24 protein-coding genes are annotated in these 26,142 nt (G+C 62.7%); 7 read left to right on the forward strand and 17 right to left on the reverse strand.

Going from position 1 to position 26,142, the window contains the following annotated elements; genetic code table 11:
• Window positions 1-46: 46 nt before the first annotated feature.
• Window positions 47-1,021, forward strand: a complete 975-nt coding sequence (locus tag BPNPMPFG_RS07315; RefSeq protein WP_258594359.1) for a methyltetrahydrofolate cobalamin methyltransferase — start codon at window positions 47-49, stop codon at window positions 1,019-1,021.
• A 79-nt stretch (window positions 1,022-1,100) separates the two neighbouring features.
• Here the strand turns inward: BPNPMPFG_RS07315 and BPNPMPFG_RS07320 are convergent, their stop codons facing one another.
• Complete coding sequence (locus BPNPMPFG_RS07320) at window positions 1,101-1,343, reverse strand: hypothetical protein (RefSeq protein WP_258594360.1); 243 nt, start codon at window positions 1,341-1,343, stop codon at window positions 1,101-1,103.
• Between the two features lie 89 nt (window positions 1,344-1,432).
• Between BPNPMPFG_RS07320 and BPNPMPFG_RS07325 the strand changes: the two genes are divergently transcribed.
• The 3 genes from BPNPMPFG_RS07325 to BPNPMPFG_RS07335 all read left to right on the forward strand — a co-directional run bounded on the left by BPNPMPFG_RS07325 (window position 1,433) and on the right by BPNPMPFG_RS07335 (window position 5,082).
• A complete protein-coding gene (locus BPNPMPFG_RS07325; protein ID WP_258594362.1) occupies window positions 1,433-3,523 on the forward strand; it encodes an ASKHA domain-containing protein in 2,091 nt (696 codons plus the stop codon).
• 192 nt (window positions 3,524-3,715) lie between these two features.
• The gene (locus BPNPMPFG_RS07330; protein WP_319945978.1) at window positions 3,716-3,895 is read left to right on the forward strand and encodes a hypothetical protein; all 180 of its coding nucleotides are present in this window, start codon (window positions 3,716-3,718) and stop codon (window positions 3,893-3,895) included.
• A 233-nt stretch (window positions 3,896-4,128) separates the two neighbouring features.
• Window positions 4,129-5,082: an alpha/beta hydrolase gene (locus tag BPNPMPFG_RS07335; protein WP_258594365.1), complete on the forward strand. Its 954-nt coding sequence runs from the start codon at window positions 4,129-4,131 to the stop codon at window positions 5,080-5,082.
• A 28-nt stretch (window positions 5,083-5,110) separates the two neighbouring features.
• Here the strand turns inward: BPNPMPFG_RS07335 and BPNPMPFG_RS07340 are convergent, their stop codons facing one another.
• Complete coding sequence (locus BPNPMPFG_RS07340; protein ID WP_258594367.1) at window positions 5,111-6,010, reverse strand: LysR substrate-binding domain-containing protein; 900 nt, start codon at window positions 6,008-6,010, stop codon at window positions 5,111-5,113.
• 221 nt (window positions 6,011-6,231) lie between these two features.
• On the opposite strand from BPNPMPFG_RS07340, the gene BPNPMPFG_RS07345 reads away from it, so the two are divergent.
• The 3 genes from BPNPMPFG_RS07345 to BPNPMPFG_RS07355 all read left to right on the forward strand — a co-directional run bounded on the left by BPNPMPFG_RS07345 (window position 6,232) and on the right by BPNPMPFG_RS07355 (window position 8,175).
• Window positions 6,232-6,417, forward strand: coding sequence for a hypothetical protein (locus BPNPMPFG_RS07345; RefSeq protein ID WP_258594368.1), 186 nt, complete (start codon window positions 6,232-6,234; stop codon window positions 6,415-6,417).
• Window positions 6,418-6,756: 339 nt separating this feature from the next.
• Window positions 6,757-6,891 (forward strand): hypothetical protein, encoded by a 135-nt coding sequence (locus BPNPMPFG_RS07350; protein ID WP_013894968.1) that lies wholly within the window; start codon window positions 6,757-6,759, stop codon window positions 6,889-6,891.
• A gap of 345 nt (window positions 6,892-7,236) precedes the next feature.
• Entirely contained in the window at window positions 7,237-8,175 is a 939-nt protein-coding gene (locus tag BPNPMPFG_RS07355) for a GlxA family transcriptional regulator (RefSeq protein WP_413776900.1), read from the forward strand.
• A gap of 18 nt (window positions 8,176-8,193) precedes the next feature.
• On the opposite strand, the gene BPNPMPFG_RS07360 is transcribed toward BPNPMPFG_RS07355, so the two are convergent.
• The 15 genes from BPNPMPFG_RS07360 to BPNPMPFG_RS07430 all read right to left on the reverse strand — a co-directional run bounded on the left by BPNPMPFG_RS07360 (window position 8,194) and on the right by BPNPMPFG_RS07430 (window position 26,118).
• A complete protein-coding gene (locus BPNPMPFG_RS07360; protein WP_258594370.1) occupies window positions 8,194-8,994 on the reverse strand; it encodes an ABC transporter ATP-binding protein in 801 nt (266 codons plus the stop codon).
• Window positions 8,991-9,764: an ABC transporter permease gene (locus BPNPMPFG_RS07365; RefSeq protein WP_258594371.1), complete on the reverse strand. Its 774-nt coding sequence runs from the start codon at window positions 9,762-9,764 to the stop codon at window positions 8,991-8,993. Before BPNPMPFG_RS07365 ends, BPNPMPFG_RS07360 begins: the two co-directional genes overlap by 4 nt.
• A gap of 91 nt (window positions 9,765-9,855) precedes the next feature.
• Window positions 9,856-10,806 (reverse strand): ABC transporter substrate-binding protein, encoded by a 951-nt coding sequence (locus BPNPMPFG_RS07370; protein ID WP_258594373.1) that lies wholly within the window; start codon window positions 10,804-10,806, stop codon window positions 9,856-9,858.
• Between the two features lie 162 nt (window positions 10,807-10,968).
• Window positions 10,969-11,313, reverse strand: a complete 345-nt coding sequence (locus BPNPMPFG_RS07375; protein ID WP_258594375.1) for a peptidase inhibitor family I36 protein — start codon at window positions 11,311-11,313, stop codon at window positions 10,969-10,971.
• 89 nt (window positions 11,314-11,402) lie between these two features.
• A complete protein-coding gene (locus BPNPMPFG_RS07380; RefSeq protein WP_258594377.1) occupies window positions 11,403-12,251 on the reverse strand; it encodes a DUF1194 domain-containing protein in 849 nt (282 codons plus the stop codon).
• Window positions 12,252-12,339: 88 nt separating this feature from the next.
• Window positions 12,340-14,901, reverse strand: coding sequence for a GcvT family protein (locus tag BPNPMPFG_RS07385; RefSeq protein ID WP_258594378.1), 2,562 nt, complete (start codon window positions 14,899-14,901; stop codon window positions 12,340-12,342).
• Window positions 14,902-15,058: 157 nt separating this feature from the next.
• Window positions 15,059-15,817 (reverse strand): FkbM family methyltransferase, encoded by a 759-nt coding sequence (locus BPNPMPFG_RS07390; protein WP_258594379.1) that lies wholly within the window; start codon window positions 15,815-15,817, stop codon window positions 15,059-15,061.
• Window positions 15,814-17,046: a hypothetical protein gene (locus BPNPMPFG_RS07395; protein ID WP_258594381.1), complete on the reverse strand. Its 1,233-nt coding sequence runs from the start codon at window positions 17,044-17,046 to the stop codon at window positions 15,814-15,816. Before BPNPMPFG_RS07395 ends, BPNPMPFG_RS07390 begins: the two co-directional genes overlap by 4 nt.
• Window positions 17,047-17,080: 34 nt before the next feature.
• Complete coding sequence (locus tag BPNPMPFG_RS07400) at window positions 17,081-18,511, reverse strand: aspartate aminotransferase family protein (RefSeq protein ID WP_258597091.1); 1,431 nt, start codon at window positions 18,509-18,511, stop codon at window positions 17,081-17,083.
• A 105-nt stretch (window positions 18,512-18,616) separates the two neighbouring features.
• Complete coding sequence (locus tag BPNPMPFG_RS07405) at window positions 18,617-19,624, reverse strand: NAD-dependent epimerase/dehydratase family protein (RefSeq protein WP_258594382.1); 1,008 nt, start codon at window positions 19,622-19,624, stop codon at window positions 18,617-18,619.
• Window positions 19,621-20,052, reverse strand: a complete 432-nt coding sequence (locus BPNPMPFG_RS07410) for an EamA family transporter (protein WP_258594383.1) — start codon at window positions 20,050-20,052, stop codon at window positions 19,621-19,623. Before BPNPMPFG_RS07410 ends, BPNPMPFG_RS07405 begins: the two co-directional genes overlap by 4 nt.
• A gap of 124 nt (window positions 20,053-20,176) precedes the next feature.
• A complete protein-coding gene (locus BPNPMPFG_RS07415) occupies window positions 20,177-21,529 on the reverse strand; it encodes an FAD-binding oxidoreductase (RefSeq protein WP_258594384.1) in 1,353 nt (450 codons plus the stop codon).
• 2 nt (window positions 21,530-21,531) lie between these two features.
• Complete coding sequence (locus BPNPMPFG_RS07420) at window positions 21,532-22,965, reverse strand: UbiA family prenyltransferase (RefSeq protein WP_258594385.1); 1,434 nt, start codon at window positions 22,963-22,965, stop codon at window positions 21,532-21,534.
• A 222-nt stretch (window positions 22,966-23,187) separates the two neighbouring features.
• Complete coding sequence (locus BPNPMPFG_RS07425) at window positions 23,188-23,451, reverse strand: hypothetical protein (protein ID WP_258594386.1); 264 nt, start codon at window positions 23,449-23,451, stop codon at window positions 23,188-23,190.
• Window positions 23,452-23,628: 177 nt separating this feature from the next.
• Window positions 23,629-26,118 carry a mechanosensitive ion channel family protein gene (locus BPNPMPFG_RS07430; protein WP_258594387.1) on the reverse strand — a complete coding sequence of 830 codons (2,490 nt, stop codon included), beginning with the start codon at window positions 26,116-26,118 and terminating at the stop codon, window positions 23,629-23,631.
• Between the last annotated feature and the right edge of the window lie 24 nt (window positions 26,119-26,142).

Below are 26,142 nucleotides of genomic sequence, written 5' to 3' on the forward strand. Positions count from 1 at the left end.
CAGACAAAGATATAAAGAAATCTTTATATCACGGCGGAGAGAATTCATGACCCGGACCATCGTCGCCTCGGCGACACGAGAAATCATCATTGGCTTCGACCAGCCGTTCTGCGTAATTGGCGAACGCATCAATCCGACCGGCCGCAAGAAGCTGGCCGCCGAGATGATCGCGGGCAATTTCGAGACCGTCATCAGGGACGCGCTCGAGCAGGCAGCCTGTGGCGCCACCATGCTCGACGTCAATGCCGGCGTCACCTCGGTCAACCCGAACGAGACCGAGCCTGGCCTGCTGGTCCAGACGCTGGAGATCGTCCAGGGCCTGGTCGACCTGCCGCTGTCGATCGACTCCTCGGTCACCGCCGCGATCGAGGCAGCGCTGAAGGTCGCCAAGGGCCGGCCGCTGGTCAACTCCGTCACCGGCGAGGAAGAAAAACTCGAAGCCATCCTGCCGCTGGTCAAGAAATACAACGTGCCGGTCGTCGCCATCTCCAATGACGAGACCGGTATTTCGATGGATCCGGATGTGCGCTTCGCCGTCGCCAAAAAGATCGTGCAGCGCTGCGCCGATTTCGGCATCCCGGCGCATGACGTCGTCGTCGACCCGCTGGTGATGCCGATCGGCGCGCTGGGCGATGCCGGCCGCCAGGTGTTCGCGCTGCTGCGCCGGCTGCGTGAAGAGCTCAAGGTCAACACCACCTGTGGCCTCTCCAACATCTCGTTTGGCCTGCCGCACCGCCACGGCATCAACGCCGCCTTCATCCCGATGGTGATCGGCGCCGGCATGACATCAGCCATCATGAACCCGGTGCGGCCGCAGGAAATGGAAGCCGTGCGCGGCGCCAATGTGCTCAACGGCACCGACGAGAACTGCACCAACTGGATCAGGACCTACAAGGACTACAAGCCGGCCGAAGGCGGCCAGGCGGTTGCCGCTCCGACGCAAGTCAATGCGCCGGGCGACGCTGCCAACAATGGCGGCCGCCGCCGTGGCGGCCGCGAAGCCCGCATGGGCCGGGGATAAGCGCGCAATCGTGGAATGTCCTGCAAACCTCACCGAACCGATCGTGCAGATGATGCCGTCGGGCCGGTGTGCGTTTCGGTCAGGCCATGCCCAAAATGGTGTCGAACAGCACCATTCCCGCCCACGACCCGAAAATGCCGGTCAGGCCGCCGACAATGAAGTCATCGTCGGCGGCCGGCCAGAACCCGTGCAGCAGCAAGGCCCCGACAATCGCGCCGACAATGCCGGACGCCAGATATTGCGGATTGCGCAGCCATGGGCCGCGCAGCAGGCGCACCATGGTGAAAGCAGTAAGTATGGCGGACACGAGGAGATCGGTCATGATTGGCCTCTGGACCATCAGACACTCCGCCCATTAGTGAAACGATCCGTTAAACGGCATCGACAATTGTCATCGAGACTAGTGCAAGCATGAACTCACCCGCCAACATCACCGATCCGCTCGTGCTGTTCATGCCGTCGGGCAAGCGCGGGCGGTTTCCGGTCGGCACGCCGGTGCTCGATGCCGCGCGCCAGCTCGGCGTCTATGTCGAGAGCGTCTGCGGCGGGCGCGCCACGTGCGGACGCTGCCAGATCGAAGTGCAGGAAGGCAATTTCGCCAAGCACAAGATCGTTTCCTCCAACGACCACATCACGCCCAAGGGCGCCAAGGAAGAGCGCTATGAGCGCGTCCGCGGCCTGCCCGAACGGCGCCGGCTCTCCTGCTCGGCGCAGATCCTCGGCGACCTCGTCATCGACGTGCCGCAGGATACGGTCATCAACGCGCAGACCATCCGCAAGGATGCCGACACAAGGGTGATCGCCCGCGATGCGGCGATCCGCATGTGCTATGTCGAGATCGAAGAGCCCGACATGCACAAGCCGCTTGGCGATCTCGACCGGCTGAAGATCGCGCTGATCCACGACTGGGGCCTGAAAAACCTCGATTTCGATTTCTATCTGCTGCCGCAGGTGCAAGGCATCTTGCGCAAGGGCAACTGGACGGCGACCGCCGCCATCTACAAGGACGCCGACACCGAGACCGCGCGCGTCGTGGCACTGTGGCCCGGCCTCAAGAACGAAGCCTATGGGCTGGCCTGCGATATCGGCTCGACCACCATCGCCATGCACCTGGTGTCGCTGCTGTCGGGCCGCGTCGCCGCCTCGTCGGGCACATCGAACCCGCAGATCCGCTTCGGCGAGGATCTGATGAGCCGCGTCTCCTATGTGATGATGAACCCCGATGGCCGCGAAGGCATGACGGTCGCCGTGCGCGAGGCGATCTCCGGCCTTGTCGACAAGGTTTGCGCCGAAGGCAATGTCCAGCGCAACGACATCCTGGATTCCGTCTTCGTCGGCAATCCGATCATGCACCATCTGTTCCTCGGCATCGACCCGACCGAGCTTGGCGGCGCCCCCTTCGCGCTCGCCGTGTCGGGCGCCGTGCACATCAAGGCCTCCGACATCGGCCTGAAGCTCAACCAGGGCGCCAGGCTGTACATGCTGCCTTGCATCGCCGGCCATGTCGGCGCCGATGCGGCGGCTGTGACGCTGTCGGAAGGCCCGCATCGCCAGGACGAGATGATGCTGATCGTCGACGTCGGCACCAATGCCGAGATCGTGCTCGGCAATCGTGCGCGGGTCGTGGCTGCCTCTTCTCCGACCGGCCCCGCCTTCGAGGGCGCGGAAATCTCCGGCGGCCAGCGCGCCGCGCCGGGCGCCATCGAGCGCGTGCGTATCGATCCCGACACGCTGGAACCAAAGTACCGCGTCATCGGCTCGGAACTGTGGTCCGACGAGCCGGGCTTCCTCGACAGCGTGCAGGCAACCGGCGTCACCGGCATCTGCGGTTCGGGCATCATCGAGGTGGTGGCGGAAATGTATCTCGCCGGCATCATCTCCGAGGACGGCGTCATCGACGGCGGGCTTTCGGCGCGCTCGCCGCGCGTCACCGCCAATGGCCGCACCTTCTCCTATGTGCTGAAGGAAGGCTCCGCCGCATTGAAGGAAGATGGGCCGAAGATCACCATCACCCAGACCGACGTGCGCGCCATCCAGCTCGCCAAGGCGGCACTCTATGCCGGCACGAAGCTGTTGATGGAAAAGCAGAACACCGACCATGTCGACCGCATCCACTTCGCCGGCGCCTTCGGCTCGTTCATCGATCCGAAATACGCCATGGTGCTGGGCCTGATCCCGGATTGCGACCTCGACAAGGTCTCGGCCGTCGGCAACGCCGCCGGCGCCGGTGCGCGCATGGCGCTGCTCAACCGCGGTTATCGCCGCGAAATCGAGGACACGGTCAGCAAGATCGAGAAGATCGAGACGGCGCTCGAACCGAAGTTCCAGGAGCATTTCGTCTACGCCATGGCGCTGCCCAACAAGGTCGATCCGTTCCCGAAACTGTCGGCGGCGGTGAAACTGCCGCCGCGCAAGACGGTCAGCGAGGATGGCGTCGCCGGCGACGCCGCCCCACGCCGGCGTTCGCGCGAAGGCCACGCCGCCCGGCGCGGCCGGGAATAGGCAGCCGCAGCCAGGGCGCCCCTCCCCGAACTCATTTGTATGCAAATGTTTCCGGGTCGCCCGATCCGGAAACCGAAACGCTGTTTTCGTGAAATCCGCCAGATACATGGACGGCGCATTCAACCGGCATCGAACGGCAGGCGGAAAATACCTTTCAGCCCCCGCAACGCTCCAAGGGAGACAACAATGTCGATGCTCGAAAGCCTCGGCCGCCATGGCGCGGCCATCAGACAAGCTCACGACCGTAGCAAGGCAAGGCGCCTGCTGAACAACCTGCCGCCCGAGATCCAGAAGGACATTGGCTGGCCGATATCGCCGCGATCCAACGACAAGGCCGCGCTCATCAGCACGATCTGGAGCGCCGCGCGCTGATGAATTTCGCCGACAAGTGCAAACTGCTCGGCACGCGCCGGGGATCTCGCACATCTCCGGCGCCTACCAGCAGCCGGCTGCGCTCCGCACTTCTGCCGCGTCGCTGACCACCACGGCACGGATCACACCGCCGTGTAGACACAGCGTAAATCTTGACATTTTCCACCAGGGCACGATGTTCGGAGACAGTGGGGGTTCTCTTAGTCGGCTTTGGCCGAAGTTCGTGTATCCGCATGCCAAGTTTCAAAAGCCATTTCGTTTCGTTTGTGCTCCGGTACAGCCGCAAGAAGGCGTTTTCCAGCCCGGAAAACCTGCAGCGGTGGATCGCTGCCGCGCGCAAGACCGAGACCCACCAGCCGCCTGCCTCGCTACGCCAGCGTCTCGGCATCGAGATGCATACGGTCGATGGCTTCCCCGTTTATGAAATCGCTCCCAAGGCCGGCGAGCGGAAGCGGATCCTGTATCTGCACGGCGGCGCCTATGTCTTTGAAATCACGCCCTATCATTGGCACCTGATCGCCGACATGGCCGACCGGCTGGGCTACGGCATCACCGTGCCGATCTATCCCATCGCCCCTGAACACGACTTCCACGCCATGTTCGGCATGGTCGGCGACGTCTACCGGCAGATGCTCGACGAGACGGAGGCCGAGGACATCATCTTCATGGGCGATTCCGCCGGCGGCAACATGGCCGTGGTGCTGACCATGATGGCGGCGGAAGAGGCCCTGCCCCTGCCGTCGCGTCATGTGCTGATTTCGCCGGGGCTCGACATGTCGCTGTCCAACCCAAAGCTGTTCGAGGCCGAACGCAACGACCCGTGGCTCGGCATTCCCGGTGGCCTGGAGGCGATCCGCATGTACAGTGCCGGCATCGACCGCAACGACTGGCACATCAGCCCGCTCTATGGCGATCTCTCGGTGTTGCCGAAGACGCTGCTTCTGACCGGCTCGCACGATCTGCTCAGCCCGGACAATCTGATCTTCGCCGAAAAAGCGCGCGCGGCTGGCGTCGAAATCGAGGTCGTCTACGAGGAAGGCATGTTCCACGTCTGGCCGTTGATCGACATGCCGGAATCACGCCGGGCCCGCCAGCACATCGTCGCGTTTCTCAGCGAGAGCCACTCGCCGATCAGGCAAGATACGAGACCAAGGTTCGAAGCGCCCTCCGCCGAGGCAGCGGAGTAGCGCTTTCTGCTCCGAAGTTACCGGCGGATCAGAACTTGCCGGTTTCGCGGAACACTTCGAAGGTCGCGCGGATATGGTCGGCGACGGCCTTGACCGGCGCGCTGGCGTCCGGCGCCACCACCATCGCCAGATTGTAGGTGCCGATGTCGGGCATGCCGTCCTTCGAGCAGAGCTCAACCATGTCGTTGCCAAGGAACGACTTCGGCAGCGGCGCCACGGCGAGATCGGACATGATCGCGGCGCGCTGGCCGGCCGTGTGCGCGCTCATATAGGCAATGCGGTAATTGCGGCCTCCGCGGCTTAATGCGTCGAGCGCGCCAGCCCGCCAGGCACAGCCCTCTTCCCACAGCGAGACGGGCAAGGGTTCGCGCAGATGCGCACAGCCGCCCTTGGCGCCGGCCCAGACGATCGGCTCGGTCAGCAGCACCTCGGCGCCCAGCGCACTGGTCTTGTAGGAATTGGTCAAGAGCGTGATGTCGAGCGCCCGGTCATCCATGCGCCGGCGCAGATTGCTGCTCTGGTCGATGGTGACATCGACGGCGATCGACGGATGCGATTGCGCGAAACGCTTCAGCACATGCGGCAGCACGCGCTCGCCATAGTCGTCCGGCGAGCCGAGCCGGACAACGCCGACAATCTCGGGAATGATGAACTTCGACACCACCTCGCGGTTGATCGACAGCAGCCGGCGAGCATAGCCGAGCAGCATTTCGCCATCCGTGGTCAGCGACACCGAGCGGGCGTCGCGCGCGAACACCGAGCGGCCAAGAATGTCCTCCAGCTTCTTGATCTGCATGGAGACGGCCGACGGCGTGCGGAAGACGGCATTGGCGGCGGTGGTGAAGCTGCCGGTCTCGGCAATCGCCACGAAAGTGCGCAAAACGTCGAGATCGAGCAGCGGCAGCGGATGATTGAGCGGGGCGTTCATGGGAAGTGACCTTCAATTTTTCTGATACAAAGCATCATTCCATTTCGTTTGATTGAACATCAGATTGGGAGGATAGTCAACTCCATCGAAGCAGGTTGCTGCCACAAGTAGCCATGAAACGACACGACACAGACCTGCAATCGACATGAAATGAAGCTGAAACAAACCCGACGTAACCCAGTCACCGTCTGGCATCCCTGTCGGCATCAAAGGAGAACAAAATGTCTATCCTGTCGTCCATCGGTCGTATCGCGACCGAGTTCAACGCGGCCCGCGCCCGCTACCAGACCGAACGCGCCATCCGCTCCCTGCCGATCGAACTGCAGAAGGATATCGGCTGGCCTGAAGCTGCCGACACCAAGACCGGCGTACGCAATGGCGTTGGATCCTGGGCTGGAGCAAAGTAGATCGTGTGTGCCAAATGCTGAAGGCCTGCCGCGCCAACCGCCCGGCGGGCCTTCTCTGTTTTATTTGTGTTCAAATGAGTTTTGGAGCCATGCCGCCAGCGCATGGCGCATATGAGCAAGCCGCATAGCGATCCATTTTTCCGCTTAGTGCCCTGTAAACAATCGTAAATTTCAGGCAACCTGCCAAAATATGTCGCAATCGGTGTCGCTTTTCATATCAAGCGCTTCGCATTTGCGATTTAGTTTCTGCTTACACAAGCCTATATCAGCCTCAGCAAACGAGCTGCCCCACTCCATCAAGCGAAGGCGACCCGTCTGAGCAACCGAATGGAGATGATCATGAAGCTTTTTGCCCGCCTCTTCGCCCGCCGCGAAATGAACCTGACCACCGCTCTCGAGCGTCAGCGCCTTGCCAACACCATGCCCGGCCAGACCGGCGCGATGGCTGCGGCGCGTCTCGGCTTCGTCGCCTGATTTTTTTCCAAGGCAGCTTCCCTGCCGCTGCTTTCAAGACCGCAACGCCGCCTGGCTCCAGCCGAGGCGGCGTTTTGTTTTGCCCCAGGGCGCAAATTGCCCGTCTTTTGAACGGTTGGGGGCCGCTTCCCGGGCTCGCCGCATGCCGGGTTGCCCATTTGCGACCCATGTCGCAAATTTAATGTTGTCCTGGCAGCGTAGCCAATTGACAGACATGGTTTTTCCTGATGTCGCTATGCTATTCGCGACATCCTGTTCGCGTCATGGCCGCGTGAGGTTCCCTTGAACGCCGTAAAGCATCCGATCAAGCGATCGTTTGTATTCTTCCTTGTCCCCGATTTCACCATGATCGCTTTTGCGACCGCGCTCGACCCACTCCGCTCGGCCAACCGCATGCTCGGTTATGAGGCCTATCGCTGGCGTCTCGCCAGCATTGACGGCAAGCCGGTGCGTGCCTCGAACGGCGTCGAATGCGCCGTCAACACCTCGCTGGAGGATGAGCGCAAGAAGATGGCCGGCCCCGAGCGGCCGAACATGGCCATCGTCTGCAGCGGCATCAATGTCGAGCGCTACCAGAACAAGTCGGCCTTTGCCTGGCTGCGCGAGGAGTACAATCGCGGCGTCGCCGTCGGCGGCCTGTGCACCGGCGCGCATATCCTGGCCGCCGCCGGCCTGCTGTCCAACAAGCGCTGCGCCATCCACTGGGAGAACCTGCCGGGCTTTTCCGAGGCGTTTCCGAAGGCCAATGTCTTTGCCGATCTGTTCGAGATCGACCAGAACATCTACACCTGCGCCGGCGGCACCGCGGCACTCGACATGATGCTGAAGCTGATCGGCGACGATTTCGACGAGAACCTCGTCAACCGCGTCTGCGAGCAGGTGCTGACCGACCGCGTGCGCAGCCCGACCGACCGCCAGCGCCTGCCGCTGCGCGCCCGCCTCGGCGTGCAGAACTCGAAGGTGCTGACCATCATCGAACTGATGGAGGCCAATCTTTCCGAGCCGCTGTCGCTGATCGAGATTGCCGACCATGTCGACCTGTCGCGCCGCCAGATCGAACGGCTGTTCCGCACCGAGATGGGACGCTCCCCTGCCCGCTACTATCTCGAAATCCGGCTTGACCGCGCCCGGCATCTGCTGATCCAGTCGTCGATGCCGGTGGTCGAGGTGGCGGTCGCCTGCGGCTTCGTTTCGGCCTCGCATTTTTCGAAATGCTACCGCGAACTCTACGCCCGCTCGCCGCAACAGGAACGCGTCGACCGCAAGCAGTTGCTGGCGGCCTGATCCGGTACGCCTCCCGGGTCAAGAAGCCTGGGCCGGCTGCGCTTGCGCCGTGCGCATCGCCTCGACGCGGATGTCCTCGGTCAGCCGCGCCTTCAGCGCCGAGAATTCCGGGCTGGTCTTCAGCGTGTAGTGACGCGGATGCGGCAGGTCGATGGCGACATCCGACTTGATGCGGCCGGGCCGCGCCGTCATCACGATCACGCGCGAGGCCATGAAGATCGCCTCCTCGATGTCGTGGGTGACGAACAGCACGGTCTTCTTGCGGCGCTCCCAGATGCCGAGCAGCAGCTCCTGCATCAGCCCACGCGTCTGGTTGTCGAGCGCGCCGAACGGCTCATCGAGCAAGAGAATCTCGGGATCGTTGGCCAACGCCCGGGCGATCGCCGTACGCTGCTGCATGCCGCCGGAAAGCTGTTTCGGCCAGTGGTCCTCGAACCCTTTCAGACCGACGAGGTCGACATAGGAAGCGACGATCCCGTCCCGCTCCCTTTCGGCCATGCCGCGTTCGCGCAAGCCGAAGGCGATGTTCTCCGCCACCGTCAGCCACGGGAACAGCGTATAGGACTGGAAGACCATGCCGCGATCGGGTCCCGGCCGGGTCACCGCCTTGCCGTCGAGCAGGACACGTCCTTCGCTCGGCGCTTCGAGGCCGGCGACAATTCGCAGCAATGTCGACTTTCCGCAGCCGGACGGGCCGAGGATGGTGATGAAGTCGTTGGCGGCGACCGCCAGGTCGATCGGCATCAGCGCCTTGACCGGCTGCCCGCCGCGCACGCCGGCGAAAGTGCGCGAGACGCCCTCGATCAGCAGCTTGCTCACGCCAGGCTCCATGGAAAGAGCCAGCGATTGAAGGCTTTGAAGGCGAAATCGGACAACAGCCCGATCAGCCCGATGACGATGATGCCGAAGATGATCTGCCCCGTCGCAAGCCGCGACTGGCTGTTGATGATCATGTAGCCGATGCCGGAGGACGAGCCGATCAGCTCGGCAACGATGACATAGGTCCAGGCCCAGCCAAGCACCAGCCGCAGCGTCTCGGCGATCTCGGGCGCATTGGCCGGCATGATCACCCGCCTGACGATGCCGTTGTTGGTGGAACCCAGCGTATAGGCAGCCTCGACCAGGTCGCGCCGCGTCGAGCCGACCTTGACCGCTATGATCAGGATGATCTGGAACACCGAACCGACGAAGATGACGAGCAGTTTTTCCAGCTCGCCAATGCCGGCCCACAGGATGAGCAGCGGGATGAAGGCCGAGGCCGGCAGATAACGAGCGAAGGAGACGAATGGCTCAAGAAACGCTTCCACCGGCTTCCAGGCGCCCATGGCGATGCCGAGCGGCACCGCGATGACCGACGCCAGCAGGAAGCCGCCGAAAACCCGCCAGATGGTGATCAGTATGTCGAGCCAGAAACGGTCCTCGACCAGCAGCCGCCAGCCATCCCGCAGCATCGAGAGTGGATCGGCGAGGAAGATGCGGTTGACATGACCGCCAAGCGTGATCCACGCCCAGAAGGCAACGAACAGCACGAAGAAGGAAATGCCGAGCACGGTTCGGATGCCCGGCGAGACTGGATGCAAGGGGCGCATCTTCAAATCGTCCCCATCTTCAAATCGTCACTTGTCCAGGAGAAAACGGCGGCGCCAGGCGCCGCCGCAAGACGGGTCAAAGGCCTGGCTGTCAGTTCGACACCGCGCTGGTGTCGGCCAGCGTGGTGACGTCGGGCGCTTCCTTGATCAGCCCCATCTGCAACAGCAGATCGCCGGCGGTCTTGGAAAAGTCCTGGAATTCCTTGGTGAAGAACTGCTTGTTCTCCGCCCGGTCGGCCCATTTCAGATACTTCGCCGAACCCTCGAACTCCTTGGCCGACTGCTTCACGTCGGCGCCCATGATCTCGTATGATTTCTGCGGATCGTTCTTGATCAGGTCGAGCGCTTCGAAATAGCTGTCGGCGAGCGCCTTGGCGGCATCGGGATTGGCCTTGAGGAATTCAGGCGTGCAGCCGACCGTATCGAGCACCATCGGGTAGTCGAGCGTCGTTGCAAGGATATGGCCCTGGTCGGATTTGTCGCGTACCGCCGAGATGAACGGCTCATAGGTGACGGCGGCGTCGTTCTGGCCGGCGAGGAAGGCTTGCGCCGCCGCGTCCGGCTCCAAATTGACGACGGTCACATCCTTGGTCGACATGCCGTTCTTGTTCAGCACCCAGGCAAGCATGAAATAGGGTGACGTTCCCGGCGCCGAGGACGCGACATTCTTGCCCTTGAGATCGGCGACGGTCTTGATGTCGTTGCGGGCGACGATGCCGTCCGCGCCATAGGATTTGTCGAGCTGGAAGATCTGCTTGGTGGTGACGCCGCTGGCGTTCCAGACAAGCCAGGTCTCGACCGTGGTGGCGGCGCATTGCAGGTCGCCGCTGGCGATGGCGAGTGGCCGGCTCGCTTGCGGCACTTTCTTCAAAGTCACGTCGAGCCCGTGTTTCTCGAAGATCCCTGCCTGCTTGGCAAGCGTCAGCGGCGCGAAGCCGGTCCAGCCGCTGATGCCGATGGTGACCGATGTCGCGGCCATCACCGGAGCGGACAGACCGGTGGCAAGTGTCAATGTTGCGGCAAGAACGGCGATCCTGGTCATGTCAGTTCCCCTTTTTTTCTCTGGGGAAATTGTCTCACAGACGCCAATCGGCTTGTCAATGAACAGGATGGTGAGGCGCAAGGCAGACCTGGCGGCGATAGCCCAGCTGGATCGGCGGCCGGACACCGAAACGCAACCGGCCGCCGGAAATCCGGCATGGCTTCAGTAGTCGTCGCAAGTGCACTCCGCCGACGAGATGCGGTCGTTCCAGTCGCCATCAGCGAGATTGCGAATCCTGCGCCTGATCTCGATCGAACGGCCCTCCATCTGAGTGTCCTCGTAGGCAACGAGCGTGCAGCCGCGGCGCACGATCACCGACGACACACGGTCGTTCCAGAACTGGCCGCCGCGAAAACTCACCACATCGTCAGCCTCCATCTCCAGCGCTCGGCCGCGAAAATTCGCGTGCTCGAACATGATGCAGGCGGGCCCATCGTTGTACTGGGCGCTGGCGCCGTCGGCACAAAGCACGGATGCGACAGCCGTCAGGATGGCAAGACGTTTCATCTGGTGTTTCCTCGTTTTGACCGCTGCCCCCTCCGGCTGGATAGCGCGGTCCGGCCATTTTGCCAATGCTTCGGTCTGGTAAAGAAAACCTAGCGGCTGTCGAGCATCCAGCTGCGGTTGCGCCACATCTTTTCGCCGACAAGGCAGTCGCTGGCGGGCTTGTCCTGCGCCAGCACCACCGGCGGATGATCGGCCTCTTGCGCCGCCCATTGCGGCGAGGCCGACCCGGCAAGCTCCAGCACCAGCTTGCGGCGGATGGCCCCGGGAAATTGCGTCCAGTCGTTGACCGGGATCATGAAGGCTCCGGGACCGCCGATGACACAGTCGCTGTAGTAGCGATCGAGATTGTTGACGTCGTAGGCGCCGGAAAAGCCGCCTCGGGTCATCAGCGGCAGTCCGTTGATGACGATGCCTTGCCTGATCAGTTCGTCACGGGCGAGGTTGACCGGCGCGCCCTGGTTGTTGGGACCGTCGCCTGAAATGTCGATGACCCGCTTCGTCCCCTGGTAGCCGCTTTCGGCGAAGAGATCGCCACCGAACTCCAGCGCGCCGGAGATCGAGGTGCGCCGTGCACTGCCCGGCGGCTGGGCGGACAATTGCGCGACCACCCGCTCCGCATCGGTGCGACTGGCGATCACCGTCCACGGCACGATGACGCGCTGCCAGGTGGTGCCGGCCCATTCGACATAGGTAACCGCGATCTTGCCATAAGCGCCGTCGGCGATGGCCCGCAGCACATTGTCGTGCGTCAGTGCCGCCGCGTAGCCGTGACGCTGGATCTCGAGTTCATCCGGCGACATAGACAAGGAAACATCGACGGCCAGCACCAGTTCGACATCGACCGGTTCATCCGCGAGGGACGCCGGCGTCAGCCAGAGCATCAGCGCCAGCACGGCGCCGCCCGAGAAGACATGTCTTGCACACCGGAAAGCAGACATGCCGCAAGGGTAAGCGAGAATCGCCAGTTTAAAAAGAGAAAAGCCCGGCCATGAGCCGGGCTTCACGCCGTTTGCTCCCTGCGAGCTCTCAACTGCGCGGCTTGAGGTTCTCCGGGTCGTAAAGCGGCTTATAGCCGACGGCGGCCACCTCGACCGGATAGGTCTCGCCAAAGTACTCGATGGCGAGCTTGCGGCCTTCCTGGGCATATGCCCACGGCAGATAGGCGAGACCGATATTCTTGCCGATGGTCGGGCCATAGGCCATCGAGGTCGTGAAAGACCGACGGCCGAATTCGTCGACCAGCGTCTCGCCCGTCTTCGGGTCCATCACCGGCATCGTGCCGACGGGATAACGGGCAACGCCCTTCGCATCGACGTTTTCGGTCATAACCAGCGTGCACAACATGGCCGGCTGGTGCTCACGGGCGCGGTACTCGACATGCCTGGCCTTGCCGCAGAAATCGTTCTCCTTGACCTTCGGACGGGCGAGATCGGCTTCGAGCAGATTGTACTCGGTCAGAAGGTCGGCATTCTGCAGGCGCAGGCTCTTTTCCATGCGGCGGGTGTTGGCATAGGTCTCGACACCGAACGGCATCACACCGGTCGAGCGCAGCGCGTCCCAGACGGCTAGGCCGTCCTCGTAGCGCGTGTGCAGTTCCCAGCCCTGCTCGCCGACGTAGGAGATGCGGAAGGCGGTGACATCCTTGCCGCCGATCCTGACCGGCTTGATCGCCGCGAAGGGGAAGTTTTCCAGGGATAGCCCATCCGGTTTCTCAACCACCTTCTGCAGGGTTGCCCGGGCATTCGGACCCCAGATGCCGATGGTGACGAATTTCTCGGTGACGTCGGTGATGGTGACGTCGAAACCTTTGTCCTGCGCGGTGCGTCGCATGTACTGGAAGTCGCGCGGGCCGGCGTCCGCCCCGTCGATCAAACGACAGCGGTCGGCCATGCGGATGACGGTAAAGTCGGCGCGCACCATGCCTTCCTCGTCGAGGAAGTGGGTGTAGATGCCCTTGCCGATGTTGTTGTCGCCGCCGATCTTGGCCGCGCACAGCCATTCCAGCAGCGCGACATGGTCCGGACCCTCGATGTCATACATGGCGAAGTGCGACAGGTTGACGATGCCGCAATCCTCGCTCATGGCCAGGTGTTCGGCATTGGACACGCGCCAGAAATGGCGGTTGTCCCATTCGTTCCCGCGCACCGGCACGCGGTTGCCGTATTTCTCAAGCAGGTGCTCGTTGGCGGCGTAGCCATGGGCACGCTCCCAGCCGCCCAGTTCCATGAAATAGCCGCCGAGTTCCTTCTCGCGCTCCCAGAACGGCGAGCGCCTTATGTTGCGGCCCTTGGAGAACGGCTCGCGCGGATGCACCGCGGGATTGTAGACCTTCATCGCCGTCTCGGTGCATCGATCCCAGATGAACTGCTCCTTCGTCTGGTGCGGATAGAAGCGCGCATAGTCGATGGCATGATGGTCGATCGCCGTGCGGCCGTCGGTCATCCAGTCGGCAATCAGCTTGCCCATGCCGGGACCGTCCTTGACCCAGATGGCGACGGCATACCACAGGCCCCTCACCTTCTGGCTTTCGCCCATGGAGGGCCCGCCATCCGCCGTCACCTGCAGCAGCCCGTTGAAGGAATGGCTTTCATTATAGCCGAGTTCGCCCAGGATCGGCGTCAACTCCATGGCGCGTTCGAGCGGCGCCAGGATCTGCTCCATGTCGAGGTCGCGCTGTGAGGGGGAAAGCCGGGCCTGGTCCTTCTCCAAGAGGTCACGCGGGTGGCAAAGGCGTGGATTGGTCTCTTCGTAATAGCCCCATTCGATCTGCCCGCCCTCGGCGGTCTTGGGATCGCCAGTGTCGCGCATATAGGCCGAGTTGCCCTGGTCGCGCAGCAGCGGCCAGCCGATTTCCTTGCCGGTGCCGGCGAACTCGTTATACGGGCCGAAGAAGGTAAGCGGATGGTCGATCGGCATCACCGGCAGGTCTTCACCAACCATCTCCGCGATCAGCCGGCCCCAAATGCCGGCGCAAACCACGACATAGTCGGCCTCGATGGTGCCGCGGTTGGTCACCACGCCGGTGATGCGGCCATCCCTGACGACGAGCGATCTGGCCGGCGTGTTGGCGAAGGATTTGAGCTTGCCAGACGTCTCCGCCTGGTCGACCAGCTTGCCGGCAACGGTCTGCGAGCGCGGGATGACAAGACCGGCATCGGGGTCCCACAGGCCGCCCTGCACCATCTCTTCTTCGATCAGCGGAAATTTTTGCTTGATCTCGGCGGGGTCGATCAGGCGGGCGCGCGTGCCAAAAGCCTTTGCCGAAGCGATCTTGCGCTTGATCTCTTCCATGCGGCTGTCGTCGCCGACGCGCGCCACTTCGAGGCCGCCGATGCGCGCGTAGTGGCCCATCTTCTCGTAGAAATCGATGGAATAGAGGGTCGTCCAGCACGACAGGAAATCATGGCTGGTCGTGTAGCAGAAGTCGGAGGCGTGCGCCGTCGAGCCGATATCGGTCGGGATGCCTGACTTGTCGATGCCGACAATATCGTCCCAGCCGCGTTCGATCAGGTGATGGGCGATCGATGCGCCAACAATACCGCCCAGGCCGACGATGACGACCTTCGCCTTTTTCGGAAACTCTGCCATTGCCCGCGACTCCAAAGTGATAAAGCGGGCGGACTATAGGGCGGAGCGATGGGACTGATGAAGCCTGTTTGCGACATTGGCAAAAAGCCGAGCGACCAGACGGTAGAATGGCTCACGTCAGGCACCTTGGGCGGTTCGCTTTTCGCGGAAGGCCAACTCAGGCGAAGGCCCAGACGTCCTCGGCCTGGAAACCGACCTGATAGCCTGACGTCTTCAGCTTGACCACGACCTGGCCGATCTCGGCGGCGGGCAGCGCGCCGACCTCGACCTTGATCATGCCGGGACGATAGCGCTTGAGGTCGAGCTGTTCGAAGACGATCCAGTCGGCGCCCTCGCAATCGACGAGGAAGGCGTCGATATAGCTGATGCCGTTGCGGTCGAGCAATGTCTGCAGCGTTTCCGACGGTACCTCGATGTCTTTCAGGTGCGGCGCAAACTTGTTGAAGTTGGCATCAGCCTCGCCCCAGGCATTCTTGCCCGACATAAGGTTGGTGTCGGTGACCGACGAACAGCCGATGAACTCGATGGGCAAGGTGCCGGCCTCGAGCGCGGCGGCATCGAAGGTGTGAACGGTGATCGTGCCCTTCGTCTTCGTCACCGCGACCGGCTCTATGACAAAGCGGCTGGTGTCGGGGTAGTTGGCGCGCAGCCGTTTCTGATTGTACGGGATCGGCTCGACCAGCATGGCGCGTGCGCCGGCTATGCGGTGCAGCCATGGCGTGACGTCATCGAACAGCGCACCGTCGCAGGCGCCGACATTGACCATCTGGAATGGGGCCCCCGCCCTACCGAAGCGCGCTTTCAGCGCCGCCCTGGCCAGGAACTTCGTGCCGCGCAGCGCCGGCCCGCGATCAAGCAGGCCGACGGGAAGACCGAGCGAAAGGGCGATGCGCGCCAGGCTGGATACGGAACTCATGGTTTGTCTCCGGGAATGATTTGCAAGGCGGCGCGATGCTGGCCACGGGCCACTGTTGCCCACAGCGCCATCAGCGGCGTCGCCAGCAGCAGGAATGGCGGGATCAGATTGGGGAAATAGATACGGGTGTCATGGATCGGGAAGACGGCGAACTTCGCCAGCACGCCGAGCACCAGCGCTGCGAACAATATGCCGGCACGCCGGTCGAGGCGAAAGCCGGCGCGACTGGTTGCGTACCAGCAGGCCAGCGCCAGCACCGATACGCCGACCCAGCTGTTCAGGCTGACGGCGCGCAGCAGCGACGTGGCATACGCCCGGAGATAGGCAACGATCGAGAATGCCGGTTCGAACCCATCCATATTGTAGTGCTGCTCGATGCTGGAGAACCACAGATGCGGCCACCAGCCGGGATGATGCGCCCAGTGCGAAATGGCGAAATAGGCAACGAAGGATGCGGCAAAGCCAGCCAGCGCTCCCCACGCCTTTTGCCGGAAGGCGACCAGCAGCACGGCGAAAATGGCAAGGAAAACAATATTGTCCGGCCGTGCCATGAAGGCGAGGAAGAGCAGGACCGCCGTTGCCACCTCGCGACCACGGACATAGGCGTAGAGCCCGCCTAGAAACAGCGCCGAGCACAACAGGTCGGGCGTCGAAGCACGCGCCGCATCGCCGAAATCGGCCATGATCAGCACCGCGCCGACGACAGGCGCCAGCGCCAAGGCCCGCTCCGAACGCAGCCAGAGCAATGCGATCGCGCCGAACAGCAGCACCGAGAACACCGAGACCAGGCGCATCGCCTCGACCGGCGACATAACCGAACTCATCGTCGACAGGATCTCGGCGTAGAGGAACTTGATCCGGTACATGCCGAGCAGCGAATGGAAGTCGGCGGCATTTTCCGCCATGTGGCTGCGGAAGCCGCCGCCATCGTCGGTCAGCGCCTTGTAGTCGCCTGCCGACACGCCTGATTTGACGATGTTGTAGGCATAGTCATGCAGCGCCTGCGCATCGGGATAGGTGCCTTCCTCTGATATGGCGAGATAGGGCAGCATGTCCCAGTTGGCGTCCGGCATCACCCATGCCGTGAACGCCGTCAACAGGATGTAGAGCGCGAAAGCCGCCGCGCCGATGGGTGCGGCCAGCCGCGCATAGGTCCCCTCGCCCCACGCCAGACCGGCCTCGGTGAGCCGGTCGAGTGGGTTTTTCGCGGTGGGGGACTTGGTCAGCATGATCTTGCTCGGTGACCTTCGCTTAACGGACCTGTCAGCGGACCTGGCTTTTGACGAAATCCTTGACGATCGAAACGATGCCGCGCGACAGCAGGCTGTCAAAAGCATCGACAAAGCGGTCGACATGCTCGCGCTGGCAGATCAGCGGCGGCTCGAGCCGGATGACGTTGCGGTTGTATTCGGTGAAGGCGACGAGCACGTCGTAGTCGCGCAGCAGCAGCGCACCGACGAAGCCCGACAGCGACCCCTTCAGCTTGTCGTCGAGCACGCTGACAATCGGCCGCAGAACCATCGGCAAGGTCTGCGAGAAGTCGTGGAACTCCAGCCCGATCATAAGACCCTTGCCGCGCACATCCTTGATGATCTTGGGGTATTTATCCCTGAGCGTCTGCAGCCGCTGCAGCAGGTAATCACCGGTGACAGCGGCGTTGTCGATCAGCCCCTCGTCGTAGAGCACGTTGAGCCCCTCGATCGAGGTGACGCAGGCCTCGCCCATGCCGCCGAAGGTCGCCATGGCATGGATCATCGCCGTCTTCGGCGTGCCGTAGGCCTTCATGTAGACCTCGCGCCGGGCAATCATCGCACCGACCGCCGCCTTGCCGGCGCCGAGCGACTTGGCCAGCGCCGTCACGTCAGGAATGACGCCGTAATGCTCGAAGGCATAGAAGCGGCCCGAACGGCCATAGCCGCACTGCACTTCGTCGGCCACCCACAGCACGCCATACTGGTCGCAGAGCGCGCGCAGCTTCTGCCAGTATTCGGCCGGCGCCTGGATGATGCCGCCGCCGCCCTGGATGGTTTCGAGCACGATGACGCCGACCTCCGGGTCGGAGCGGAACAGGCGTTCGATCGCCTCGATGTCGGCAAAGGGAATGCGGACCGTATTGTCCGCCATCTTGAAATCGGCGCGATAGAGCTGGCCGTCGGTGATGCCCAGCACGCCCTTGGTCTTGCCGTGGAAGGAATTCTCGGCATAGACGATCTTCGGCCGCTTCGGGCCGGCAGCGCGCTCGGCGAGCTTGACCGCCGCTTCCATCGCTTCCGAACCGGACGAGCCCAGGAAAACCATGTCGAGATCGCCGGGCGAGCACTTGGCGATGTTGTGCGCGAGGGCCGCCGCATATTGCGACATGAAGGCGATGGCGATTTCCTGGCGCTTCTCTTCCTGGAATTTCTTCCGTGCTTCCAGGATGCGCGGATGGTTATGGCCGAAGGCCAGCGAACCGAAGCCGCCGAAGAAGTCGAGGATCTTGCGGCCGTTCTGATCGATGTAGAACATGCCCTCGGCACGCTCGATCTTGATCTTGTGGAAGCCGAGCAGCTTCATGAAATGCAGCTGGCCGGGGTTGAGATGCGCCTTGAACAGGTCGGTCATACGCGCAACGTCCATCGCCTTGGCCTGCTCGACGCTGATCAGGTCGGGCTTGGCGATGGTGACGGGCGACAGCGCCGGCGCACTGACCATGGTGCGCGCATTCGTCTGTTCGAGCTTGGCCATGACGGTCATTTCAATCTCCTGTCTGCGCGCATGACCAGGATCGTGCGCAACGAAAGCTGTTTTGCGAGCCTGCTATTCGGCGGGCACATGTTTGGTGGCCACAGTGGGACCGGCCTTCTTGGCCCGGTACTCGCTGTAGGCGGCGATCAGCATGTCCTCGTCGCGATATTGCGGCACCCAGCCGAGCTGGCGCTCGGCCTTGGAGACGTCGAGCACGCACTCCTCGTCGGCGATCAGGTATTGCTCCGGATCCATAATCGGCATGTTCAAGAGGTCGAGCAGGTCGAGCGTGCGCTTCACCGCCCAGCCCGGCGTCGGAATCAGCATCGATTTCGAACCGGCATGCCTGATCAGGTCGCCGAGCAACTTCTTCACCGGCGGCGGGTTGAGCGAGCCCAGATTATAGGCCTCGTTCGGGACCCCGGCCTTCCAGGCGGCGCGCGCGGCCTCGGCGCAGTCGAACACCGAGATGAACTGATAGGGGTTTTTGCCCGAACCGATCATCGGCACCGGAAAACTCCAGTCGATCAGCTTGAACAGTTTTTCCAGAATGCCGAGCCGGCCGGGCCCGATGATCAGGCGCGGGCGAAACAGCGAGATCGACATGCCGCGCCTGCGCCATTCGGCGGCCAGTTCCTCGGTCTTCTGCTTCGACCAGCCATATTCGCCAAGCGGCGCGACCGGATGCTCCTCGGTCATCGGCTGGGTGACCGTGTGGCCGTAGATCATGTCGGTCGTATAGTGGACGAGTTTTGGCGCACCGGCTTTGTCCATGGCCTGCATGATATGCTCGGTGCCATGGAAATTGACCGGGAAGAAGAAATCGTGCCGCTTGGCGCGCACCTGGATCGGCGACAGCATCTTGGCCGATAAATTGTAGACCATGTCGTCGGCCTTCAGCCCAACCGCGGCGACCGAGGCCGGATCGGTGACGTCGCACTGGATAAAGCGGACGTTGCGGTAATGCGGCAGGTCACTCCTGACGATGTCGGCGACGACAACCTCTTCACCATCGGCCACGAGTTTCGGGGCAAGGTGGCGGCCGACGAAACCGTCGCCACCGAAAATCACATGTCTCATCGAACGATCTCGCTGTGAATCTTGTCGGACGAAAGGGAAGCCGTTTCCTCATCATGCCCGCGCCCGCTTTGCGCGATCAGCACCGTGCCGACGCAGATGAAGGCGATGCCGGCGATGCGCCAGGCGTTGAGGTCTTCGCGAAAAATGAAATAGGCGAAGATGGCGACGGCGACATAGGCGAGGCTGAGGAACGGATAGGCAAAGGAAAGCTCGACCTTGGACAGCACATAGAGGTGCGAGGCCATCGAGATGACGAAAGTGCACAGGCCCAGAAACACCCAGGGGCTGAAGACGATCTGCAACAGCTTGACGAGCGGGTTGACGCCCTCGAACGAGATCGGCCCGAGCGACATCATGCCTTGCTTCAGCATCAGCTGTGCTGCGGCATTGGTCATGACGGTAAAGAGAATGAAGACGATGTATTTCATGTGTTCCAAGCCACCCCTTCACGCTTCCTACTACAAACCCGCAAACATTTCGTGAAGTCATAAGAATGTTTTGAGTGAATCGCCGAGTTAACGATTTGATAACCAAGAATTACTCAAGCTTTATCTATTCCGCAGCCTCGACCGTGCCGCGCCGCGTATCGAGCCTCTTTGCCGTTCGCGCCCAGAAACCCGACATGAAGGCGGGATCGCGAAGCGCCTCCAGCCTTGGCCATTCGGAAAAGGACGAAGCGAAGATGTCGGCGCCCATACGGGCATCCTTGTAGGGATTGACCGCGCCTCCGGCCTCGACCGCGATGCGATCGAGGTCCCGCAGCAGCGCAAGGGTCGCAACTCCCCTGTTGGGGAAATCCAGTGTCAGCGTGTAGCCGGGACGCGGGAACGACAGCAGCGCCGGCGAACGAATGGAGCCGAAGCGTTTCAGCACGGTGAGGAACGACCCCTGCCCGGCTCGCCTGGCAGCCGTCAGCAGTGCCGGCACCGCCTCGCGCGCCGCCGCTTCAGGCACCACGCTCTGATGCTGGAAAAGTCCTTTCGGCCCGTAAAGCCGGTTCCAGTCGCGCACACCGTCGAGCGGAAAGAAGAAGCCCTGATAACCGACCTGGCGCGGCGCCGTCGACCGCCCCTTCTTCCACCGGTAGGCGGCGTTGAAGGCGGTCAGGAACGGGCGGTTGAGGACATTGAACGGTGGCTGGACCGGCACCGAGAGATTGCCGCCGGCGCGCGAGGCGGCATGCGAACCGTGCTCGGCATGATTGCCGGTGAACAGCAGGCCACGGCCACTGTCGCGACCGCCGGCGAGCTGGTCGATCCAGGCGACCACATATTCATTGGCCTGGTCGGCCGCCTCGGCCAAATCGAAGAATTCGTCGAGATCGCGAAACGGCGTCGCCTTCTCGACGATGTCGAGCGAAGGCACCCGCATCAGCCGGATCGAGGCCGACAGGATGAGACCGGTCAGCCCCATGCCGCCGATCGTCGCCGCAAACAGCCGCGAATTGTCTGTCGCCGAGCAGCGATGCGTCTTTCCGTCGGACCGGAGCAGCGTGAGGTTTTCGACATGGCAGCCAAAGGTGCCGCGCCGGTGATGGTTCTTGCCATGCACGTCGTTGGCGATGGCGCCACCGAGCGTGACGAATTGCGTGCCTGGAACCACAGCCGGGAAGAACCCGTAAGAGGCGGCGTGCGCGATGATGTCGGACAACAGCACGCCGGCATCCGCTTCGAGAACACCGGTCTCGGCGTTGAAGGCGCGGATACGGTTCAGCGGCCGCATGTCGACGACCGTGCCGGCCTCGTTCTGGCAGGAATCGCCGTAGGAGCGGCCGTTGCCATAGGCCAGCAGCGACGCTGGCTTGGCCTGACCGCCCTTCAGCAGCGCAATGCCGTCCTCGGCGCCGATCGCGCGCGGCGCCGGCGGCGTGGCAAGGCCAAAGCTCGGGAAGCGTTCGGTGGCCATGCCTACCAGCCTCCGATGACCAGCATCACGGCGCCGATCAGCACCACGATCTGGCTGCGCCAGTCGCGGATGATGAAGACGACAGGGTCATCGTGCATCTCGTCGCGGCGAGCAAGAATCCAGACACGCATGGTGAGATAAAGCACGATCGGCGCCAGTGGCCAGATCAACCACGGATGCGGATAGAGTTCGCGCACCGCGACACTGTCCATGTAGAGCGCCAGCACCAGCGCCGAGGAGAAGGCCGAGGCCATGCCGGCCTGGGCAACGATCTCCTGGTCTTCGGTGCGATATCCACGCCCTGCAATGCGCTCGCCAGGCGGGATGGCGGTGGTGCGCAACTCGACAAAGCGCTTCACCAGCGCCAGCGACAGGAAAAAGAAGATCGAGAAGGCGAGCAGCCAGAACGAGACGTCGACACCGGTCGCGGCCGCGCCTGCCAGAACGCGGATCGTGTAGAGGCCGGCGAGCGTCAGCACATCGACCAGGAGCATGCGCTTGAACGACAGCGAATAGGCCGTGGTGACGACCATGTAGCCGCCGAGCACCGCCAGGAATTCGAGCGATATCAGGGCGCCGGTGCCGATGCCGATCGCCAACAGCACGACGATCGCGCCAAGCCCGAACGGGATCGACAGCGCGCCGCTGGCGAAGGGTCGGTTGCGCTTGGTGGGGTGCTTGCGGTCGAGCGCGAGGTCGAAGAAATCGTTGAGGATATAGATGGCAGAGGCCACTGCGCTGAACGAGATGAACGCCAGCAGGCATTCCCAGATCATGTCGGTGTTGAAATATTCATGCGAGAGCACCATCGGCACGGCGATCAGCGAATTCTTCAGCCACTGATGCACGCGCAGCATCTTGACGACGGTCCGCAACGTCGGCTTCGGCGCCGGCATCGCTTCGGCGCCGTGTGCGGCCTGCCAGCGCGCGGCATGGCGGTCAGGCGCCACGACGATTGCGTTACGCGCCGCGTCGAAGACCTGGAGGTCGTGGCGGCTGTTGCCGGCATAGTCGAAGCCACCGTCGCCATAGGCCGCGATCAGCGAGGCTCGCTTTTTGCCCGAAGTGAGATTGTCGAGACCGTCGGTCGCCAGCACCCGGTCGAAAATGCCGAGATGGGCGGCGATGGCGTCGGCGAATTTGCGCGGCGTGCCCGTCGCCAACACGATCTTGCGGCCTTCCGCATGCTCGGTGCGAATGCGATTGAGCAACGCCGCACGATAGGGCAGCGATGCCGGATCGATGTCTATGCGCTGGGCGATTGCCTGCTTCAGCCGCGCCGGGCCGCCGGCGGCCCAGAAAGGCACTAGGAAGATATAGAGCGGGTTCTTCTTGAGAAGGATGAACAATCCTTCCCACAACAGGTCGGTCGCGATCAGCGTGCCGTCGAGATCGACCGCAAGCGGTATTGCGTTCCTGTCCGACCGCGCATCCATGTCCGTCCTGCCCTGCCAGCGTATGATCCGGAAACGGACCTCGTTGCGCGCCGCGTTTCGGCGTCTTGAAGCTGGTATAGCGGCGAACGGCATATTGAACGTTAAAACGCCCGGCGCAGGCCGGTCCGGGCCGCGGTATTTCCCCCGTCATCGTTAAGCAGCGATGACCGGAAACGATAAAAGGCCGGGCAATGCCCGGCCTTTCCTGTCATGCCGTCGGAATTACTTGATGCGGGCGACGCCGCCGGAGATTTCGACCGTTTCCGAGCCGGTCAGGGCTTCGAGGTCGCCATTGGGCAAGGTGACGAAACAGCCTTTCGGGCAGAATTCGACGGTTTCGCCAGCAGCCAAGGCAAGGTCGGATTTGCTGCCGCCCTCGGTCACGACCAGCGTGCGGGTCTCGGCGTCCTTGTTGACCGCGCTGGCGGCATGGGCCGAGCCGATGGCGGCGACCAAGGCGACGGCAGCGACGAGAGACTTCCACATGTTGCAATATCGGTGTTCCCACCGCCTCTGTTGCATTTCGCAAGGCATTTTCGCCTTTGCATGGAAGCTTATATGAGACGGAAGCTGAACCGCAACTGAATGCCGCATTCATGCCGCAATTGGCTTTGGCAGGTTGCGGGCGCGCCCTTTCGAAGGCCTGCCGACTGTCAGAACACCCTAGTCGGGGTCCGGTTTGCGAACCTTGCGCCCCGTCCTGGCCAGGCGCTTCTTCTCTGCGTCGGCTTCGGCCTTCGCCTGTTCCTGCTCGACAAAGTCGGCCTCGATCTTGTCGTCGTCGGTTGGCCAGGCCTTGGGCTTGTGAACCTCGACGACGGCGCGTGGCGTCGAGGGAATCTCGATGTGCTCGCCCCTGAACTTCTCGAGCACGGCGAAACGGATGTCGTTCTGTGCGATGTTGCCGTTCATCACATCGGCCAGGAACACGCGGATCTCGAATTCGAGCGCGGCCGCGCCAAAATTGGAAAACAGCACGAAAGGTTCGGGATTTTTCAGCACCAGCGGATGGCTGCGCGCGATCTCCAGCAAGATGGCATGAACCTGCTTGACGTCGCTGCCATAGGCGACGCCGACCTTGATATCGACGCGGCCGAGCTTGTTGCGATGCGTCCAGTTCCCGACGGCATTGTTGATCAGGTTCGAATTGGGCAGGATCACCGACTGTCGCTGGAACGTTTCGATCTCGGTGGCGCGCACGCTGATCCTCTTGACGGTGCCGCTGACATCGCCGGCGACGATCCAGTCGCCGACCTTGAATGGCCGCTCGGCCAAAAGGATCAGGCCGGAGACGAAATTGGACACCACATTTTGCAGGCCGAAGCCGATGCCGAGGGAAAGGGCACCGGCGACCAGCGCAAGGCTGGACAGGTCGATGCCTGCCGCCGAGATGCCGACGAGCGCCGCCAGTGCGACGCCGGCATAGCCGACCGCGAGCCGGATCGAGTTGCGCACCCCGGTGTCGACCTTGCCACGCGCCATGACAGAGCCGTCGAGCCAGCCCTGGAACCAGCGCGTCAGGAAATAGCCGATGATGAAGACGACGATGCCCGAAAGGATGCCGGTGACCGAAATCGTCACCGAACCGATATTGATCCCGGTTGCAAGCTTGTAGGCCCAGGCCTCGATGTCGCCGGGCTGGAAGCCCCACATCAAGAGGATCAGCGGCAGGAACACCAGCACGATCAGCAGATTGATGGCGACGCTGACGACGAGCCCGAGCTGATCGAGTGCGGTATCCTCGTAGCTGGAATTGGCCGACAGCCAGCGCCCGACGGACGTGTTGGCGAAAGCACCCTCGTCGCCGATCGCCCGCGCCGACAGGAAGCCGATATAGGCGGTGATCAGGGCGGTGCCGGTAACCACGACCTGCAGCGAGACGAACAGGGCAAGGCCTATATAGCCGAGCAGCGCCGCGACGATGGTGAACAGGCCAAGCGCCAGCGATGTATAGCGCAGCCATGCCGGCCAAGGCCGCCAGCTTCCATCATGCGCCTTGAACGGTCTCAGCATCGCCATCAGGATCAGGATGACGCCAACGATGATGGTGGCGCCGAAACTGCGGGCAATGGTCAGCGACAGCGGCGAACCCATCTTGTCGTTGACCACCGACAGGAAGGTGTTGACGCTGATGACCACGGCCATGGCGGTGGCCAGGCGTACCAGCCAGCGCGCCGGCCCCGTCTCGACCGGGATGAGGCGCCAGTTCGGCAGCCGCGGCTCGAGCGCCGCATTGGTCAGCCGGTTGACGCAGAACACCACTGCGATGACGGCCGCCAGCGCGTTCAGGAAGACGCCAATGTCGCCGCGCAACACATTGTAATAATTGAAAAAGAAAATCGTCGACCCGAGAAAGGCGCCGACCGCCAGCGTCGGCAGCAAGGTCGACCAGAACGCCACCGACAGGCGGCTGAGATAGGACGGGTCCTCGACTGTCGGGTCGGCTTCGAACACCCGTCCGAACAGGCGCCTGCCGCCGACCAGCAGCACCAGCGCCAACCCGAGCGCCACGAAGGTCGCCGCCAGCATGGCCTGGAACTTGAACTTGAACGCAAAGCTCAGCCAGGACGACACCGCCTTGTAGAAATTGCCGAACTCGTCCCTGGCATCGGAAAAAACCTGCGGGCTCAGTGCGTCGGTCAGCACGTATCGCTTGGTCAAAAGGTTGCGGAACAGTTCGCTGCGCATATTGCCGATCTTGTCGATCAGCCCGCTGATGCGGATCGACAGGTTCTGCGCGCTGGCAACAACCGCGTTGATTTCGGCCTTTTCTGATGCGAGCGCCTGGCGTTCGCCGGTCACTATATCGGGCTCCTGCGGCTGGCCCGCCGCCGGCGGCGGGCCAAGCACCTCGATCCGATTGTTGATATCGGTGAGGCGCGAACGGAACGCCAGCGCGCTGGTAAGTGCCGCCCGCGACAGATCCTCCAACTGCAAACGGATATCCACGAGTGAGGCATCGTCCTCACCGTCCTGCTGTATTCTCTTCTCGAGATCGTCAGTCTTGGCCGTCAGGCCCTGGATGACTTTCTGCTGATCGGTGATCAATCCCGCGGCGCCCTGGCCGAGCGCTTGCGCCATAGCGTCGAACGAAGGCGGCGCCGAAACGACGAGCGCGAGGATCAAAATGAGGCGAAGCAATCGAAAAAGCATGATGTGTTGGCGACTCACGGGCGG

The organism is Mesorhizobium sp. AR07 (assembly GCF_024746815.1).
In the GTDB taxonomy this organism is placed as follows: Bacteria; Pseudomonadota; Alphaproteobacteria; order Rhizobiales; family Rhizobiaceae; genus Mesorhizobium.

Excerpts from the sequence above, each read along its gene's own strand:
- BPNPMPFG_RS07365 (WP_258594371.1), bottom strand. The coding sequence starts at position 9,764 with ATGCGCCCCTTGCATCCAGTCTCGCCGGGCATCCGAACCGTGCTCGGC.
- BPNPMPFG_RS07320 (WP_258594360.1), bottom strand. The coding sequence starts at position 1,343 with ATGACCGATCTCCTCGTGTCCGCCATACTTACTGCTTTCACCATGGTG.
- BPNPMPFG_RS07315 (WP_258594359.1), top strand. The coding sequence starts at position 47 with ATGACCCGGACCATCGTCGCCTCGGCGACACGAGAAATCATCATTGGC.
- BPNPMPFG_RS07345 (WP_258594368.1), top strand. The coding sequence starts at position 6,232 with ATGTCTATCCTGTCGTCCATCGGTCGTATCGCGACCGAGTTCAACGCG.
- BPNPMPFG_RS07370 (WP_258594373.1), bottom strand. The coding sequence starts at position 10,806 with ATGACCAGGATCGCCGTTCTTGCCGCAACATTGACACTTGCCACCGGT.
- BPNPMPFG_RS07350 (WP_013894968.1), top strand. The coding sequence starts at position 6,757 with ATGAAGCTTTTTGCCCGCCTCTTCGCCCGCCGCGAAATGAACCTGACC.
- BPNPMPFG_RS07355 (WP_413776900.1), top strand. The coding sequence starts at position 7,237 with ATGATCGCTTTTGCGACCGCGCTCGACCCACTCCGCTCGGCCAACCGC.
- BPNPMPFG_RS07400 (WP_258597091.1), bottom strand. The coding sequence starts at position 18,511 with ATGGTCAGTGCGCCGGCGCTGTCGCCCGTCACCATCGCCAAGCCCGAC.
- BPNPMPFG_RS07380 (WP_258594377.1), bottom strand. The coding sequence starts at position 12,251 with ATGTCTGCTTTCCGGTGTGCAAGACATGTCTTCTCGGGCGGCGCCGTG.
- BPNPMPFG_RS07385 (WP_258594378.1), bottom strand. The coding sequence starts at position 14,901 with ATGGCAGAGTTTCCGAAAAAGGCGAAGGTCGTCATCGTCGGCCTGGGC.
- BPNPMPFG_RS07430 (WP_258594387.1), bottom strand. The coding sequence starts at position 26,118 with ATGCTTTTTCGATTGCTTCGCCTCATTTTGATCCTCGCGCTCGTCGTT.
- BPNPMPFG_RS07375 (WP_258594375.1), bottom strand. The coding sequence starts at position 11,313 with ATGAAACGTCTTGCCATCCTGACGGCTGTCGCATCCGTGCTTTGTGCC.
- BPNPMPFG_RS07330 (WP_319945978.1), top strand. The coding sequence starts at position 3,716 with ATGCTCGAAAGCCTCGGCCGCCATGGCGCGGCCATCAGACAAGCTCAC.
- BPNPMPFG_RS07325 (WP_258594362.1), top strand. The coding sequence starts at position 1,433 with ATGAACTCACCCGCCAACATCACCGATCCGCTCGTGCTGTTCATGCCG.
- BPNPMPFG_RS07390 (WP_258594379.1), bottom strand. The coding sequence starts at position 15,817 with ATGAGTTCCGTATCCAGCCTGGCGCGCATCGCCCTTTCGCTCGGTCTT.
- BPNPMPFG_RS07395 (WP_258594381.1), bottom strand. The coding sequence starts at position 17,046 with ATGCTGACCAAGTCCCCCACCGCGAAAAACCCACTCGACCGGCTCACC.
- BPNPMPFG_RS07425 (WP_258594386.1), bottom strand. The coding sequence starts at position 23,451 with ATGTGGAAGTCTCTCGTCGCTGCCGTCGCCTTGGTCGCCGCCATCGGC.
- BPNPMPFG_RS07340 (WP_258594367.1), bottom strand. The coding sequence starts at position 6,010 with ATGAACGCCCCGCTCAATCATCCGCTGCCGCTGCTCGATCTCGACGTT.
- BPNPMPFG_RS07415 (WP_258594384.1), bottom strand. The coding sequence starts at position 21,529 with ATGGCCACCGAACGCTTCCCGAGCTTTGGCCTTGCCACGCCGCCGGCG.
- BPNPMPFG_RS07410 (WP_258594383.1), bottom strand. The coding sequence starts at position 20,052 with ATGAAATACATCGTCTTCATTCTCTTTACCGTCATGACCAATGCCGCA.
- BPNPMPFG_RS07420 (WP_258594385.1), bottom strand. The coding sequence starts at position 22,965 with ATGGATGCGCGGTCGGACAGGAACGCAATACCGCTTGCGGTCGATCTC.
- BPNPMPFG_RS07405 (WP_258594382.1), bottom strand. The coding sequence starts at position 19,624 with ATGAGACATGTGATTTTCGGTGGCGACGGTTTCGTCGGCCGCCACCTT.
- BPNPMPFG_RS07335 (WP_258594365.1), top strand. The coding sequence starts at position 4,129 with ATGCCAAGTTTCAAAAGCCATTTCGTTTCGTTTGTGCTCCGGTACAGC.